This is a genomic window from Xanthomonas sp. NCPPB 1067 (genome assembly GCF_020783795.1).
Classification (GTDB): Bacteria; Pseudomonadota; Gammaproteobacteria; order Xanthomonadales; family Xanthomonadaceae; genus Xanthomonas; species Xanthomonas melonis.
The window spans coordinates 266,962-281,473 of sequence record NZ_JAJGQG010000002.1 but is presented as its reverse complement, the minus strand read 5'-3'; the positions used below and the strand labels follow the sequence as shown (position 1 = coordinate 281,473).

Annotated in this window: 11 protein-coding genes; 4 read left to right on the top strand and 7 right to left on the bottom strand. The window is 62.8% G+C overall.

Annotated elements, in window-relative coordinates:
• The first annotated feature begins 18 nt into the window (after positions 1-18).
• Entirely contained in the window at positions 19-1,422 is a 1,404-nt protein-coding gene (locus LL962_RS03040) for a mannose-1-phosphate guanylyltransferase/mannose-6-phosphate isomerase (protein ID WP_104585070.1), read from the top strand.
• A 298-nt stretch (positions 1,423-1,720) separates the two neighbouring features.
• Here LL962_RS03040 and LL962_RS03035 read toward each other — a convergent pair whose 3' ends face one another.
• From LL962_RS03035 to rfbB, 5 genes are all read right to left on the bottom strand, one after another.
• Positions 1,721-2,887 (bottom strand): nucleotide sugar dehydrogenase, encoded by a 1,167-nt coding sequence (locus tag LL962_RS03035; protein ID WP_104585073.1) that lies wholly within the window; start codon positions 2,885-2,887, stop codon positions 1,721-1,723.
• A 340-nt stretch (positions 2,888-3,227) separates the two neighbouring features.
• Positions 3,228-4,127, bottom strand: coding sequence for a dTDP-4-dehydrorhamnose reductase (gene rfbD, locus LL962_RS03030; RefSeq protein ID WP_228315844.1), 900 nt, complete (start codon positions 4,125-4,127; stop codon positions 3,228-3,230).
• Complete coding sequence (gene rfbC / locus LL962_RS03025) at positions 4,124-4,681, bottom strand: dTDP-4-dehydrorhamnose 3,5-epimerase (protein ID WP_228315843.1); 558 nt, start codon at positions 4,679-4,681, stop codon at positions 4,124-4,126. The genes rfbD and rfbC overlap by 4 nt, the downstream gene beginning before the upstream one ends.
• Positions 4,678-5,565 (bottom strand): glucose-1-phosphate thymidylyltransferase RfbA, encoded by an 888-nt coding sequence (gene rfbA, locus LL962_RS03020; RefSeq protein ID WP_228315842.1) that lies wholly within the window; start codon positions 5,563-5,565, stop codon positions 4,678-4,680. Before rfbA ends, rfbC begins: the two co-directional genes overlap by 4 nt.
• A 63-nt stretch (positions 5,566-5,628) precedes the next feature.
• On the bottom strand, positions 5,629-6,684 hold the full coding sequence (rfbB, locus tag LL962_RS03015; protein WP_228315896.1) for a dTDP-glucose 4,6-dehydratase: 1,056 nt from the start codon (positions 6,682-6,684) through the stop codon (positions 5,629-5,631).
• Positions 6,685-6,913: 229 nt separating this feature from the next.
• Here rfbB and LL962_RS03010 point away from each other — a divergent pair, with 229 nt between their 5' ends.
• The 3 genes from LL962_RS03010 to wecB all read left to right on the top strand — a co-directional run bounded on the left by LL962_RS03010 (position 6,914) and on the right by wecB (position 9,883).
• Positions 6,914-7,660 carry an electron transfer flavoprotein subunit beta/FixA family protein gene (locus LL962_RS03010; protein WP_228315841.1) on the top strand — a complete coding sequence of 249 codons (747 nt, stop codon included), beginning with the start codon at positions 6,914-6,916 and terminating at the stop codon, positions 7,658-7,660.
• 93 nt (positions 7,661-7,753) lie between these two features.
• On the top strand, positions 7,754-8,695 hold the full coding sequence (locus tag LL962_RS03005) for an electron transfer flavoprotein subunit alpha/FixB family protein (RefSeq protein ID WP_228315840.1): 942 nt from the start codon (positions 7,754-7,756) through the stop codon (positions 8,693-8,695).
• Positions 8,696-8,740: 45 nt separating this feature from the next.
• Positions 8,741-9,883, top strand: coding sequence for a non-hydrolyzing UDP-N-acetylglucosamine 2-epimerase (gene wecB / locus LL962_RS03000; protein ID WP_228315839.1), 1,143 nt, complete (start codon positions 8,741-8,743; stop codon positions 9,881-9,883).
• 18 nt (positions 9,884-9,901) lie between these two features.
• On the opposite strand, the gene LL962_RS02995 is transcribed toward wecB, so the two are convergent.
• Together LL962_RS02995 and LL962_RS02990 are read right to left on the bottom strand one after the other, a co-directional pair.
• Positions 9,902-11,203, bottom strand: coding sequence for a glycosyltransferase (locus tag LL962_RS02995; RefSeq protein WP_228315838.1), 1,302 nt, complete (start codon positions 11,201-11,203; stop codon positions 9,902-9,904).
• Positions 11,204-11,278: 75 nt separating this feature from the next.
• A complete protein-coding gene (locus LL962_RS02990; RefSeq protein ID WP_228315837.1) occupies positions 11,279-14,506 on the bottom strand; it encodes a glycosyltransferase in 3,228 nt (1,075 codons plus the stop codon).
• Between the last annotated feature and the right edge of the window lie 6 nt (positions 14,507-14,512).

Below are 14,512 nucleotides of genomic sequence, written 5' to 3'. Positions count from 1 at the left end.
TTGGAGTCTCCCCCGCCCATGAGCGACGTCCTACCCATCATCCTGTCCGGCGGTTCCGGCACGCGCCTGTGGCCGCTGTCGCGCGAATCCTATCCCAAGCAGTTCCTGCCCCTGATCGGTGACAAGAGCATGCTGCAGTCCACCTGGCTGCGCGCTGCTCCCGTCGCCGGCCATGCCCCCATCGTGGTCGCCAACGAAGAACACCGCTTCATGGCCGCCGAGCAATTGCAGCAGCTGGGCGTGAAGCCATCGGCCATCCTGCTCGAACCCAAGGGCCGCAATACTGCCCCCGCCATCGCGGTTGCCGCGCTGGAAGCCACCCGCGATGGCGCCGACCCGTTGCTGTTGGTGCTGCCGTCGGATCACGTGATCGGCAACGAGGCCGCCTTTCAAGCCGGGGTGAAAGTTGCTGCTGAAGCGGCAGCGCAGGGCAAGTTGGTCACCTTCGGCATCAAGCCGACCGCACCCGAGACGGGCTACGGCTACATCAAGGCCGGTGCGGGCGCTGGTGTCAGCGCGGTCGATCGCTTCGTCGAGAAACCCGACCTGGCCACCGCACAGAGCTACCTGGCCAGCGGCGAGTACTACTGGAACAGCGGCATGTTCCTGTTCCGTGCCTCGCGCTACCTGGAAGAATTGCGCAAGTTCCATCCGGCCATTGCCGATGCCTGCCAGCAGGCCTGGCAGAATGGCAAGCGCGATGCCGACTTCACCCGCCTGGACAAGGACGCGTTCGGGGCCAGCCCGTCGGACTCGATCGACTACGCGGTGATGGAAAAGACCGCCGACGCGGTCGTCGTGCCGCTGGATGCAGGCTGGAACGATGTCGGCTCGTGGTCGTCGCTGCTGGATGTGTCCGAACAGGATGCCCAGGGCAATGCGCATCATGGCGACGTGATCCAGCTGGATTGCCGCAACACCTACGCCTATGGCTCGCGGCTGATCGCCATGGTCGGCCTGGAGGACGTGGTGGTGGTCGAGACGCCGGATGCTGTGCTGGTCGGTCACCGCGATCGCATCCAGGAGGTCAAGGACGTGGTCGGGCGGATCAAGACCGACGGCCGCTCCGAGGCGACCTGGCACCGCAAGGTCTACCGTCCGTGGGGCGCTTACGACTCGATCGACATGGGCCAGCGTCACCAGGTCAAGCGCATCACCGTCAAGCCGGGCGCCGTGCTCAGCCTGCAGATGCATCATCACCGCGCCGAACATTGGATCGTCGTCAGTGGCACTGCAGAAGTCACGCGCGGCGAAGAAGTGTTGCTGCTGACCGAAAACCAGAGCACCTACATTCCGCTCGGCGTCACCCACCGCCTGCGCAACCCGGGCAAGCTGCCGCTGGAACTGATCGAAGTGCAGTCCGGCAGTTATCTGGGCGAAGACGACATCGTGCGTTTCGAGGACACCTACGGCCGCGCCTGATTGCGCACTCGAGGTAGACGGCAAGATCGACGGCGGCCAATGGCCGCCGTCTTGCGTTGTACGCGGCTTACTCGGATCGCAACACGCCACGCGTCTGCAGACCAGAGGGCGCCTGCCTGCGTTGGCTGCATCGCACACCCGTGCGTGCGGGCGACGCCGCTGCAGCGCCCGCATTTGATACCGGCCGAATGCAATCGACGCTCGCCGAGGGGCCCAAACAGCGCCGCATCGGGTGCTGCCTGATGCATGGCATGGACGAGTGGCACCGCCACCCGCCCGCGCCCAGCGGCTGCCCCGCTCAGTTGTCGCCGAACAGATCGCGCGTATAGACCTTGTCCTGCACGTCCTGCAACGCCTCGGCCATGCGGTTGCTGATGATGACGTCGGCCTCGCGCTTGAACGCAGCCAGGTCGTTGACCACGCGCGAGCGGAAGAACTCCGGATCGCTCAGGGTGGGTTCGTACACGATGACTTCCACGCCCTTGGCCTTGAGACGCTTCATCACCCCCTGGATACTGGACGAGCGGAAATTGTCCGAACCGGCCTTCATGATCAGGCGATAGATGCCAACCACCTTGGGATGGCGCCGCAGTACGTCGGCGGCGATGAAATCCTTGCGCGTGGTGTTGGAATCGACGATTGCCCGAATGATGTTCTGCGGCACGCTCTGATAGTTGGCCAGCAGCTGCTTGGTGTCCTTGGGCAGGCAGTAACCGCCGTAGCCGAACGAGGGATTGTTGTAGTGGCTGCCGATGCGCGGATCCAGGCAGATGCCTTCGATGATCTGGCGGCTGTCCAACCCGTGGGTAAGCGCGTAGGTATCCAGTTCGTTGAAGTAGGACACCCGCATCGCCAGATAGGTGTTGGCGAACAGCTTGATCGCCTCGGCCTCGGTCGGCTCGGTGAACAGCACCGGCACGTCGGGCTTGAGCGCGCCTTCCTGCAACAAGCGCGCGAAGGTTTCCGCACGCGCCGAACGCTCGCCGACGATGATCCGGGACGGGTACAGGTTGTCGTACAACGCCCGGCCTTCGCGCAGGAATTCCGGCGAAAAGATGATGTTGTCGGTGCCGAACTGCGCGCGCAGCTTGGCGACGTAGCCGACCGGGATGGTCGACTTGATGACCATCGTCGCCTGCGGGTTGATCTCCAGCACCTTGGCGATCACCACCTCGATCGAGCCGGTGTTGAAGTAATTGGTGTCCGGATCATAGTCGGTGGGGGTGGCGATGATCACGAACTCGGCGCCGGCGAACGCCTCGTTGGCATCCAGCGTGGCCTTGAAGTTCAGGCCGCCCTCGGCCAGCGCAGCCTCGAGCTCCTTGTCGACGATCGGCGAGCGGCCTTCGTTGAGCAGCTTGACCTTGGCCTCGACGATGTCCAGCGCCACGACTTCATGGCGCTTGGCGAGCAGCACGCCATTGGACAGGCCGACATAGCCAGTACCCGCGACAGCGATCTTCATTGGAATTCCTTGCGATTTTGGGTGGGGGGAGGAAGCAGCGCGCTGCGCGCAGATCCTGGCGTGATGCCGGCGCGGCCGAGCCCGCTATGGGCCGCCGCGCCGCTGGGGGACACGCGAGAACTGCACGGTGCCGACCGATGCAACGCGGTGCACACGGATGCACGCATCCAGCCCGTGCATCGCGCGACGCGCCCGCTTCGGCGGCACATCCACGTCGGCCACGAGCTGCATGGAGCAGCTCGCCGGCCTGGCGTGGACCAGTCCCGATGGTAGCCGAAGCGAGAGGCAAGCTATGAGTCGGTGCTGAAGCCGCATCGGGCCATGACACCACTGAAGACGCTCAATCCTGGGCGAGCGTGTCCAGCACCTGGCTCAGTCCGTCCTGCCAGTCGGGAAGGCGGACGCCGAAGGTGTCCTGCAGGCTCTGGGTATCCAACCGCGAATAGGCCGGGCGCGTGGCCGGCGTGGGATAGTCGGCGGTGGCGATCGCTTCCACGCGCGGCGCGCGTGCGATCAGGCCGCGCGCGCGCGCTTGGGCAAAGATGGCTTCGGCGAAACCGTGCCAGCTGGTCTGCCCGGCAGCGGTCAGATGCCACACGCCGGAAGGTTCGCCCGGTTGGCGCAGCGCATGCGCGGTGATGTCGGCGATCAACGCCGCCGGGGTCGGCGTGCCGATCTGATCGGCGACCACGCGCAGCACGTCGCGCTCGGCTCCCACGCGCAGCATCGTGCGCAGGAAGTTGTGTCCGTGCGCGGCGTAGACCCAGGCAGTGCGGAAGATCAGATGCCGACCGCCGGCCGCCTGCACCGCCTGTTCGCCGGCCAGTTTGCTCTGCCCGTACACGCCGAGCGGCGCGGTGGCGTCGTCCGGCCGATAAGGACGCGTGCCCTGCCCATCGAACACATAGTCGGTCGAGTAATGGACCAGCGGCACACCGGCACGCGCGCACCATTGCGCAATGACCGCTGGCGCCTCGGCGTTGGCGCGGAATGCCGCATCGCGCTCCTGCTCGGCACGATCGACGGCGGTGTAGGCGGCTGCGTTGACGACGCGAGTTGGCGCAAGCCGATCCAGCAAGGCCCCTAGACTTTGCGGCGCGTCGAAGTCGGCGACCTCACACGCGGCACCGTCCAGCAATCGACCACTGCGGGTGGTGGCCAGGATCGGGCCATCGCCTGCCAATGCCCGCAGCAATTCCGTGCCGACCTGTCCACTGGCTCCCAGTACCAACGCCGTCATGGTGCAAATATCGGCAGACGCTCGACTGGCAAGTCCGACAGGAATGGCGCTTCGGCATCCTTGGCCGAGAGCACCGGATCGCTGATCGGCCAATCGATGCCGATCGCTGCGTCGTCCCAACGCACGCTTGCATCGGCTTCCTTGACGTACACATCCGTGCACAGATAACTGAAGACCGCACGTTCGGACAGCACCGCGAACCCGTGAGCAAAGCCCTCAGGGATCCAAAACTGTCGTTTGTTCTCTGCACTCAGCACTGCGGCCACCCATTGCCCAAAGTGCGGAGAGCCCCGCCGAATATCGACGGCGACGTCATAGACCTCGCCGTCCAGCACGCTGACCAGCTTCCCTTGCGGACGCGGCCATTGATAGTGAAGGCCGCGGAGAACCCCCTTCGATGAGCTTGAGACATTGCTTTGGACGAAACTGACAGGAAGCCCTTGCATAGCAAATCGCTCGGCATTCCAGCTCTCGAAGAAATGTCCTCGTCCATCGTCAAACACCGCCGGCTCGATCAGCAGGCAGCCTGGCAACCCTGTATGTATCACTTTCAAGAAACAACTCCGCGTTTAGCGAGTGAATGAAGATATTGCCCGTACCCATTCTTCAACAGCGGCGCAGCGAGACGTTCCAGCTGACCGGCATCGATCCATCCTTGTCCAAAGGCCACTTCCTCCGGGCAACAGACCTGCAGGCCCTGCCGTGTCTGTATCGTCTCAATGAAATTGGAGGCCTCGTGCAATGATTGATGCGTTCCCGTGTCCAGCCAGGCATAGCCTCGACCCAATTGCTCCAAATGCAGATCGCCCGAGTCCAGGTAACATCGATTGAGATCGGTGATCTCAAGTTCGCCACGCGATGAAGGCTGCAACGATGCAGCATAGTCACTGGCCATTTCATCGTAGAAATACAACCCGGTGACTGCGTAGTTGGAGCGTGGATGCGCGGGTTTTTCGGCGATATCGATCACTTTTCCATGCCTGTCGAACTCGGCAACTCCGTAGCGCTGCGGATCGTTGACCCAATAGCCGAAGATAGTGGCGCCCCGATCGCGTGCATCCGCGCGCCTCAATGTGTCGGTCAGGCCATGGCCGTGGAAGATGTTGTCGCCGAGTACCAGACAGCTAGGCTTACCATCGACGAACTCGCGACCGATCAGATAAGCCTGGGCTAGACCATCCGGGGAGGGCTGCACTGCATAACGGATGTTGATTCCCCATTGTGAACCCTCGCCCAGCAGCGACTGGAACAGCGCCTGCTCGTGCGGCGTGTTGATGATCAGAATGTCCCGGATACCCGCGAGCATCAGCACGCTGAGCGGGTAATAGATCATCGGCTTGTCGTAAACCGGCAGCAGCTGCTTGCTGACGCCCTTGGTAATTGGATACAGGCGGGTGCCGGAGCCGCCTGCCAGAATGATGCCTTTCCGTTGTGTCATCGGGGGTGTCCTGTTGGAGGCCCGCACACGCATACTTGCGCGGGCTCTTGCTAAGGGCTCGCGTTAGGCCGAGGCGCCGATCCGTTCCAGCCGATAGCTGCCATCCAGCACGCCCTGCACCCAGGCCTGGTTGGCCAGGTACCACTCCACTGTCTGCGCGATGCCTTGCTCGAAGGTATATGCCGGCTCCCAACCCAGCTCGTTCTTCAACTTGGAGGCATCGATCGCGTAGCGACGGTCGTGTCCGGGGCGGTCGGTGACGTGGGTGATCTGGCTGGCGCGCGGCTTGCCGTCCTCACGCGGCCGGTGCTGATCCAGCAGCGCACAGATCGCCTGCACGACCTCGATGTTCTGGCGCTCGGAGTTGCCGCCCACGTTGTAGGTCTCGCCGACCTTACCCTTGGCCAGCACGGTGCGGATCGCCTCGCAGTGGTCGCTGACGAACAACCAGTCGCGCACCTGCCTGCCATCGCCGTACACCGGCAACGGCTCGCCGGCCAGCGCTTTGGCGATCACCAACGGGATGAGTTTTTCCGGAAAGTGATACGGACCGTAGTTGTTCGAACAGTTGGTGGTGAGTACCGGGAGACTGTAGGTATGGTGAAACGCTCTAACGAGATGGTCCGACGCCGCCTTGGATGCCGAGTACGGAGAGTTCGGGGCATAAGGTGTGGTCTCGGTGAACCTGCCGGTCTCATTCAGCGAGCCATAGACCTCATCGGTTGACACGTGCAGAAACCGGAATGCAGCACGAAGCCCATCAGGTAGCGCCTTCCAGTAATCGCGCACCGCCTCAAGCAAGGCAAGCGTTCCTACTACGTTGGTCTGGATGAACGCACTGGGACCTTCGATCGAGCGGTCCACATGGCTTTCAGCCGCGAAATTCAGCACCGCGTCCGGACGGTGTTCAGCCAGCACTTTCGTCACCAGAGCGCGGTCGCCGATATCGCCATGGATGAAGACATGGCTCGGATTGCCCTTGATCGACGCCAAAGTATCCAGGTTGCCCGCATAGGTGAGCGCATCCAGATTAATCACCTTGACGCCGCGGGCGACAGCTTCCAGAACAAAGTTGCCGCCAATGAAGCCGGCGCCGCCGGTTACGAGCCAAGTTGCCACTGCCACACCCTCCTGATTTCGTGCCGCGCTCGGCTCGGTAACGACACAGGATATATGGTGGAGGCCGCGCAAGCCTTAAGGAACATCCGCGCTCCAACTGGGTGGGCCTTCAAACAATCAACCTCCATACGCCATCGCATGGTGGCTCTCCCACGGGTAGAATGTCTCCACTCCCGAGCCTGCCGCCGCGGCCGGGCCTTCCCGCAACAGCTGAAGGATCTCGTACACGATGAAAATCCTCGTCGCCTACAAGCGCGTGGTGGACTACAACGTCCGCATTCAGGTCAAGCCGGATGGCTCCGGCGTGGTCACCGAGGGCGTCAAGCTCTCGCCCAATCCGTTCGACGAAATCGCCCTGGAAGAGGCGCTGCGCCTGCGCGACGCCGGCATCGCCACCGAGGTGGTGGTCGCCACCCTGGCGCCGGCCGATGCGGCCGCGCACCTGCGCAATGGGCTGGCCATGGGCGCCAACCGCGCCATCCACGTGGTCACCGACACTGCGATCCAGCCGCTGACCGCTGCGCGCGCACTGCTCAAGCTGGTGGAGAAGGAGCAGCCGGACCTGGTCATCCTGGGCAAGCAGGCCATCGACGACGATGCCAACCAGACCGGCCAGATGCTGGCCACGCTGTGGGGCCGGCCGCAGGCCACCTTCGCCGGCAAGCTGGTGGTCGCCGACGGCAAGGCCACGGTCACGCGAGAAGTGGACGCTGGCCTGGAGACGCTGGAAGTCGACCTGCCCGCCGTGATCACCACCGACCTGCGCCTGAACGAACCGCGCTTCATCAAGCTGCCAGACATCATGAAGGCCAAGAGCAAGCCGTTGGAAACGCTGGCGTTTGCCGACCTGGGCGTTGACGCCCATGACAGCCTGACCACCACCCACTACGCCGCGCCGTCCAAGCGCAGCCGCGGGGTGATGGTCAAGGATGCCGCCGAATTGGTGGCCGCACTCAAGCAGAAGGGGCTTCTGTGATCGTCCTTGATCAAGGGCCCGGCCATCCATGGCCGAACTTCTCAATGCCGAAGCTCGCATCTTCCAGCGCCCCACGTTTGAAAGGACACAGTGATGTCTAAAATCCTCATCGTTGCCGAACATCTCAACGGCCAGCTCAATGCGGCCACTGCCAAGACGCTCAGCGCTGCGCTGGCGGTGTCGGCCGAGTCCGTCGACATCGTCGTGCTCGCGGCCGACCCAGCTGCGGTTGCGGCGCAGGCCGCGCAGCTGGCGGGTGTCGCTCGCGTACTGACGGTGGCAAACGCGGCCAACGAGCATGCCATCGCGCAGGTGCTGGGGCCGCAAATCGCCCAGCTGGCCGGCCAGGGCTATACCCATGTGTTCGGCCCCTCGACCACGTTCGGCAAGGACCTGATGCCGGTGGTTGCCGCGCTGCTGGGCGTCAATCAGGTGTCCGACCTGATGGCGGTCGAAGATGCCTACACCTTCAAGCGCCCAATCTACGCAGGCAACGCCATCATCACCGTCAAGGCCCCGGCCGACCAGATCGTGGTGGCGACAGTGCGCGCGGCCTCCTGGCCCGAAGCCGCCAAGGGCGGCAGCGCGGCTGTCGAGTCGGTGACGGTTGATGCCACGCTGCCGACCCATAGTCGATTCATCGGCCTGTCCGCCGGTAGCTCCGATCGCCCAGACCTGCAGAGCGCCAAGCGCGTGGTCTCCGGCGGCCGCGGCGTGGGCTCGGCGGAGAACTTCAAGCACATCTACAGCCTGGCCGACAAACTCGGCGCCGCCGTAGGCGCCTCGCGTGCGGCAGTGGACGCCGGCTACGTGCCCAACGAACTCCAGGTGGGCCAGACCGGCAAGATCATCGCCCCTGAGCTCTACGTGGCCATCGGCATCAGCGGCGCGATCCAGCATCTGACCGGCATCAAGGACGCAGGGACAATCGTGGCCATCAACAAGGACCCGGAGTCGCCAATCTTCGAGATTGCCGACATCGGGTTGGTTGGGGATTTGTTTACGCTGTTGCCGGAGTTGGAACAGGCGCTCTGAATCAACCGTCGGGGCTGTCCTCCTGCTTTTTTACTGAGAGTTGAAATGAGTACAAAGTTCAAGAAGGTCATGATCGTTTTCGGCACGCGCCCGGAAGCGATCAAGATGGCACCAGTGGTCGAAGCACTCCGGGCGCACCCGGAACTTGAAACTGTTGTCGCAGTGACCGCCCAACATCGGCAGATGCTCGACCAGGTACTGGAACTGTTCGGGATTACACCCGACATCGACCTCGATGTCATGGAGCCAGGGCAGACGTTGGCTGGTCTGTTTGCGAAGATCCTTAGCGGAATGACCGCCGCAATTGCCGAGCACAAGCCGGACCTGGTGTTGGTCCACGGCGATACCAGCACAACACTCGCCTCCGCCCTGGCAGCGTTCTATAACCAGGTCGCGGTCGGGCATGTCGAAGCGGGACTGCGGACCGGTAACATCTATGCTCCGTGGCCGGAGGAGGCCAATCGCCGTCTCACCGCCCCGCTCGCATCGCTGCATTTCGCGCCAACCGAGCGATCGAGGCGCAACCTGTTACAGGAAAACCTGCCCAACGATCAGGTCTTCGTCACCGGAAACACCGTCATCGACGCGTTGTTGAGCGTAGCCCACAAGTTCGACCACAACTCTAGCTTGGCCGCTTCCCTCGCCGAGCTCTTTCCCTTCCTCGACACCTCCAAACGGCTGGTGCTGGTCACCGGGCATCGGCGCGAAAATTTTGGCGAAGGCTTCGAGAACATCTGCCGCGCGCTGAAGGCCATCGCCGATCGCGGCGACACCCAGGTGATCTATCCGGTGCACCTCAACCCGAATGTGCAGGGCCCGGTGAAGCGTATCCTTGCGGATACTCCGGGAGTTGTGCTGATCGAACCGCAGGATTACCTGCCATTCGTGTACCTGATGACGCGCGCGAGCCTCATCATCACCGACTCCGGCGGCGTCCAAGAGGAAGCACCGTCCCTCGGCAAACCAGTGCTGGTGATGCGCGACATGACCGAACGTCCGGAAGCGGTGGATGCCGGCACGGTGTTGCTTGTCGGAACCAACACCGAGCGAATCATCGTGGAAGCCAACCGTCTCCTCGACGACGAGCACGCGTACCGGGCCATGTCAAAGGCGCACAATCCATACGGCGATGGAAAGGCCGCGGCGCGCATCGTCGATATCATCCTCAATGGGCGCGCCACCATCTGAAGGCTGGTGCCCGCCGCGTCAATCGCCAGCTGCTCGCGGGCCGCTGGCGGCCACACGTTCGCAGAGCACGGCCAACGCCTTGCCCAACGTTTCCCAGCGGTACTTGCTGAAATGGTTGGCGCCGAGTGTCAGGCCGGCGCCCATGCTGCCGGCTCGGCGTGCGTCGCGCAGCAGCAGCAGCAGCCGTTGCACCTCGTCCCGATCAGCAGCGACCACGTAGCCGCACTTTTCCTCACGAATGATCGCAGCTGCCGCATCGTGCTCACCGGCGCACAGATGCAGGATCGGAACGCCTGTTCCCAGATACTCAAGCACTTTGCCAGGGATCTGGGTCATGCCAGCGTTGCCGACACTGGCGAGAAGATCGGCGCTGGCCTGGAGCGCGACTGCATCGGCATGCTCGAGCATCCCCACGTACTGTAGTTTGCCGGCGCTGTGCTGCACGGCGCGGCGAACCTCCGCCGGCAGCTCCGGCGCCGCGATTACCAGTTCGACGCCATCGACCTGTTCGACCGCGGACAGCAACGGCAAAGGATCCCGAAAGGGGTAGAAACGGCCGGTGTAGACAATCCGCAGTGGGTCTGCGGCAGTGCGGTCGCAGGCAGTGTCGGAGGCCGCCTTCGGCACGTCGAATCCCTGCGGGATGACCTCAAGCAGCCGCGCTCGTCCGTGGCGCTCCAGCAGAAGATTTGCAGTTGCATGCGAAGTCAGCACCACTGCGTCGGCTTGGCGAAACACCTCGCGCTCCAGCTTAAACGCACGCTGGCGCCAATGGCGAGGCGTGTAGGGCGCAAGAATCGGATCACCAAGTTCGGCGATCCAGGGCACGCCCAGTGTAACCGCGAGCCGGTGCGCGGCGAGAATGCCGACCGCGGGCTCGTGCGAACCAATGATCAACCCAGGCCGTCGTTGCCTCGCGCTGGCCAGCGCCGCACGCAGCGCATTGCCGTGCCACAGTGCCCGTGCGTCTGGGAAGATCAACTGGTCCAAGCCCCGACGCAACAAGGCCACGGTTCGTCCCTTCCAGTTTAGTGAACCAGACGCGGCGTGCGGGGCTGCCTGCAATGCGGGCGCGGCACCTATTGCCTGGGTTTTTTCAGGGCGCAGCTGCATCAGCGCCGCATCGATTCCGCCCGGATCGACGCGCAGGACATCCACGTTATTCCAGCGAACCGCGCCGATGCTCCGACCCAGCGAGGCGGCGCAGATCACCTGCACGGTGTTCTCGTTCGCCACCAGCTCCCTGCAAAGCCGACCCACCCGCAATGCCTGCGGTGAGGGGTCTGGCGGAAACTCATGACTAAGCACCAGTATGTGCATTCCGCATCCAGAATCCAGCAAAGCCGTGTCGCACCTATTTGCGTGACCGGTGCCGGCCACGCCATGTCGATGCCGTCAGGCAATCACAGGTACGTCGAAGAAGAACTGCGGACGCCCCTTCCATTTTTCCTGGAAGTATTTTGAATTGCGTAAAAACAAACGCGAGTACGCATCGGAGCCTGCCGACGCGGAAGTGGTCTGATGAGGCTGATGACGAATACCCTGCAAGTCACGGTAGGCCAGGGAGAAGCCATGATTGAGGATGCTGAACGACAGGTCGGTATCCTCGAAACAGGTGGGATCGTAGTAGTCGTCGAAGCCACCGGACTTCACCAGCACATCGCGCGGGATGAACATGCCGCCGGACCCGAGATACGCGATATCCGTGCGGAATCCAAGTTGACGATACTCTTCTGTGTCCGTGCCCCGATGCGGAAGATAATCCGCGATCGGACCACCCAGATGCTCGCCTCCGCTGCTGAACCAGCCGGCTGCCCAGCCGACAGCGCCGATATCGGAGTTGCCGTCCAGTACCTGCAACGCTTCTTCGAAACAGCCGCGATTGGTGATCCACTGATCGGAATCGAAGAAGGCAATCACATCGCCCGACGCATGCTCAGCACCCAGATTACGGCCGGAACTACAGCCATTCTTCGCGTTGCGTAGCACCTTGACGTCGGGAAACAGACGCTCGACCAATTCGGCGCCACCATCGCTACTGGCATTGTCAACCACGATGATATCGGCAAGATAGTCCTCACCGTGCATTTTGAGGCTGCGGATGCAGCGCTCGATGATGCGAGCATTGTTGTGAATCAATACGACCGCACTGACGATCCTGCCGAAGTTCCTGGCTGGGACAATCGCGTCGGCACGCGAGGCCCAGGTATTGGCCATCAGGAACGCGTCGACCCGGGCCGGGTTGGCCTCTAGGTCAGTGATGCACAGATTGGCAAATTCGTCGGCATTCTCGGCAATCAGGACGTTGGGATAACCCACCAGCTCCGGTAGCGCATTGGCGATCACCGGCACACCCATCGCCAGATACTCAAACACCTTGATGGGCGACACCGCATCCGAGATATGCCCAGGAATGAATGGCAACAGCGCGGCGGTGCAATGCCGCAGATAAGCGGGCAGTTCGTCGATCTTTCGGCTGCCGAGGAAGTGGACGTTGCTGCGCACTTCACGGCCGGCGGGCGGATCACCAATGAGATAGATGTTAGTCGTTCCGGTGCCAGCGCGCGCGGCAGCATCGATACACTCCCAGTCGAACCACTCGCCGTAGAGCGATCCGAAGTAAAGCAGCGCGCGCTTGCCCGCCTCGAACTCGTGCGGACGCGCGTAGGTCTTATAGCTGTCGAAGATTCGTTCGTTGACGGCGTTGGGAAGATAGAGCCCGTCGGGACGACCGGCGGCGACCAGCTTGTCGCGCAGCACCTTCGCCGTACCCACCACCACCTCGCTTTCAGCGATGTATCGAGCCATGACCTCGTCGCTGTACCACTCGCCGCCCAGTGAACTGTCCCACGCATCGATAAGCTCGAAGACGCGTCGCGCGCCCGCCCTTCCGAAGTGCTCGAAGTGCTCCATAAATCCGCGGTGCGGTAACTCGAAGATCGCCACATCGTCGGCGCTGAGGGCACCGACAAGCTCGTCCACGCTGGTGCGCTCCAGAAACAAATGCCTCAACCGGGGCGCACGGTAGTCGCTCTCCACCGCGATACCGTTTTCCCACTTGCGGTACGCGTAGACGTAGGTGACCTGCTCGCCGCGCTCCAGCAGCACGCGCGCGAGTTGAGCTGCACGCTGACCACCGCCGATGTCATCGTAAGGCACGCCTGTGAAAATGTAGATCTGTCGATTGCTCGCCTCGGCCGGCGCGTAATCGAACAACTGCTTCTTAACCTGCTCCAGCTCCTTGACGAAATGCTCAAAGCGGACCTCGTCCTGCACGACATCGTTGACGTCCTGCTGCACCGCGCTGCCTCGCAGCCCGCCCACCAGACGACGAATCGGACTGGTAAGTTTCCAGCTGTTGCTGCGCTTTACCTCGCTCAACGCCTGAGCCAACTCATTACGCTGCCTGACGAGGTCATTGAGATACGCCGAAATCCCCGAAGCGATCTCGCCCATTTGCCTGTTTGCGGTCCGCGATTGTGCGGTTTCGCGTGCTCCCACACGGAACCGCTGGCTACGCGAGCGCTGCTCATGCGCGTGCCGGCTCTTCAGCGGCCGCGACTCCAGCCCCTGGCTGTCCTGCGGTTGCAACCCATCCAGTTGCTGCTGGTCTTGTTGCTCCACACGGGCCAGTTCCTGCGTCAGGTCCGAAGTGTGTCCGTCAGCAGGCGGGGCGGCGTGAGGCGCGATCGCCAAGCCGTGGGTCTCGGCGAGCCCCGGTACGAGCTCATCCGCGCACGCGCGATCACGCTCGAGCTGGTGCTCAATATGCATTTGCTCGACCTTGAGGAGCAGAGCGTCGCGTTCCTGATTGCGCTGTAGCGCGACCGACTGCTCGTACTGCACGCGGCCCTCGAGCTCGGCTATGCGCAATTGCAACTGCACTGCGGACCGGCGCTCGTCCAGCAGTTGCTGGAGTAGCCGATCCTGGTCTACCGCATCCGCGCCGAAATCGCTCGTCGACGGGCTCGCCACGCTGTCCATACGAAGCTGACCAAGCAGCGACGCATTCTTACGCAGGTAGACCAGCAGGATCTGCTTGCCCGCCCACTCCGTGGCAGGCAGCTGCGCGCCGTCAATCACACGCGAATACGCCAGTACGAAATCGCTGACCACCTCGAACGGAATGTTCGCGGACTCGAACGTGTAGAAGTGCTCGTCGATCCGCAGAAACTCCTCGTACGGAACCAGCAGGATCAGACCGGTGTTGGCCAGCGGCGCGAGCCGCGAAAGTACCATCCACGGCTCACGAAAATGCTCGAGGGTGTTTGAACTGAAGACAAAGTCCCAACGTTCCTCGACCGTGTCCGTCATGACATCGAAGCACACGAAGCCCAGCGGCGCGTAACGCTGCGCTGCATCGATGATGGCTGCACTGGAGAAATCCGAGCCGGTGACTTTGGCGCCGGCCAGACCCTGCGCCAGCGCATCGGTGCCATCGCCCATCGCGCAGCCCCAGTCCAGCAGGGAGACGTTGCGGTCGGCAAGTGTCCATTTCAACCACTCCGGCATCATGCTTAGCGCAAGCCGCGCGAAGAACCGGCTCTGCTCCCGGCCCCGCTTGTCGGTCCAGTCGCTGTCGAAGCGGCCGTCCCAGTAATCCTTGTCATTGATGTTGGACATGTCGTT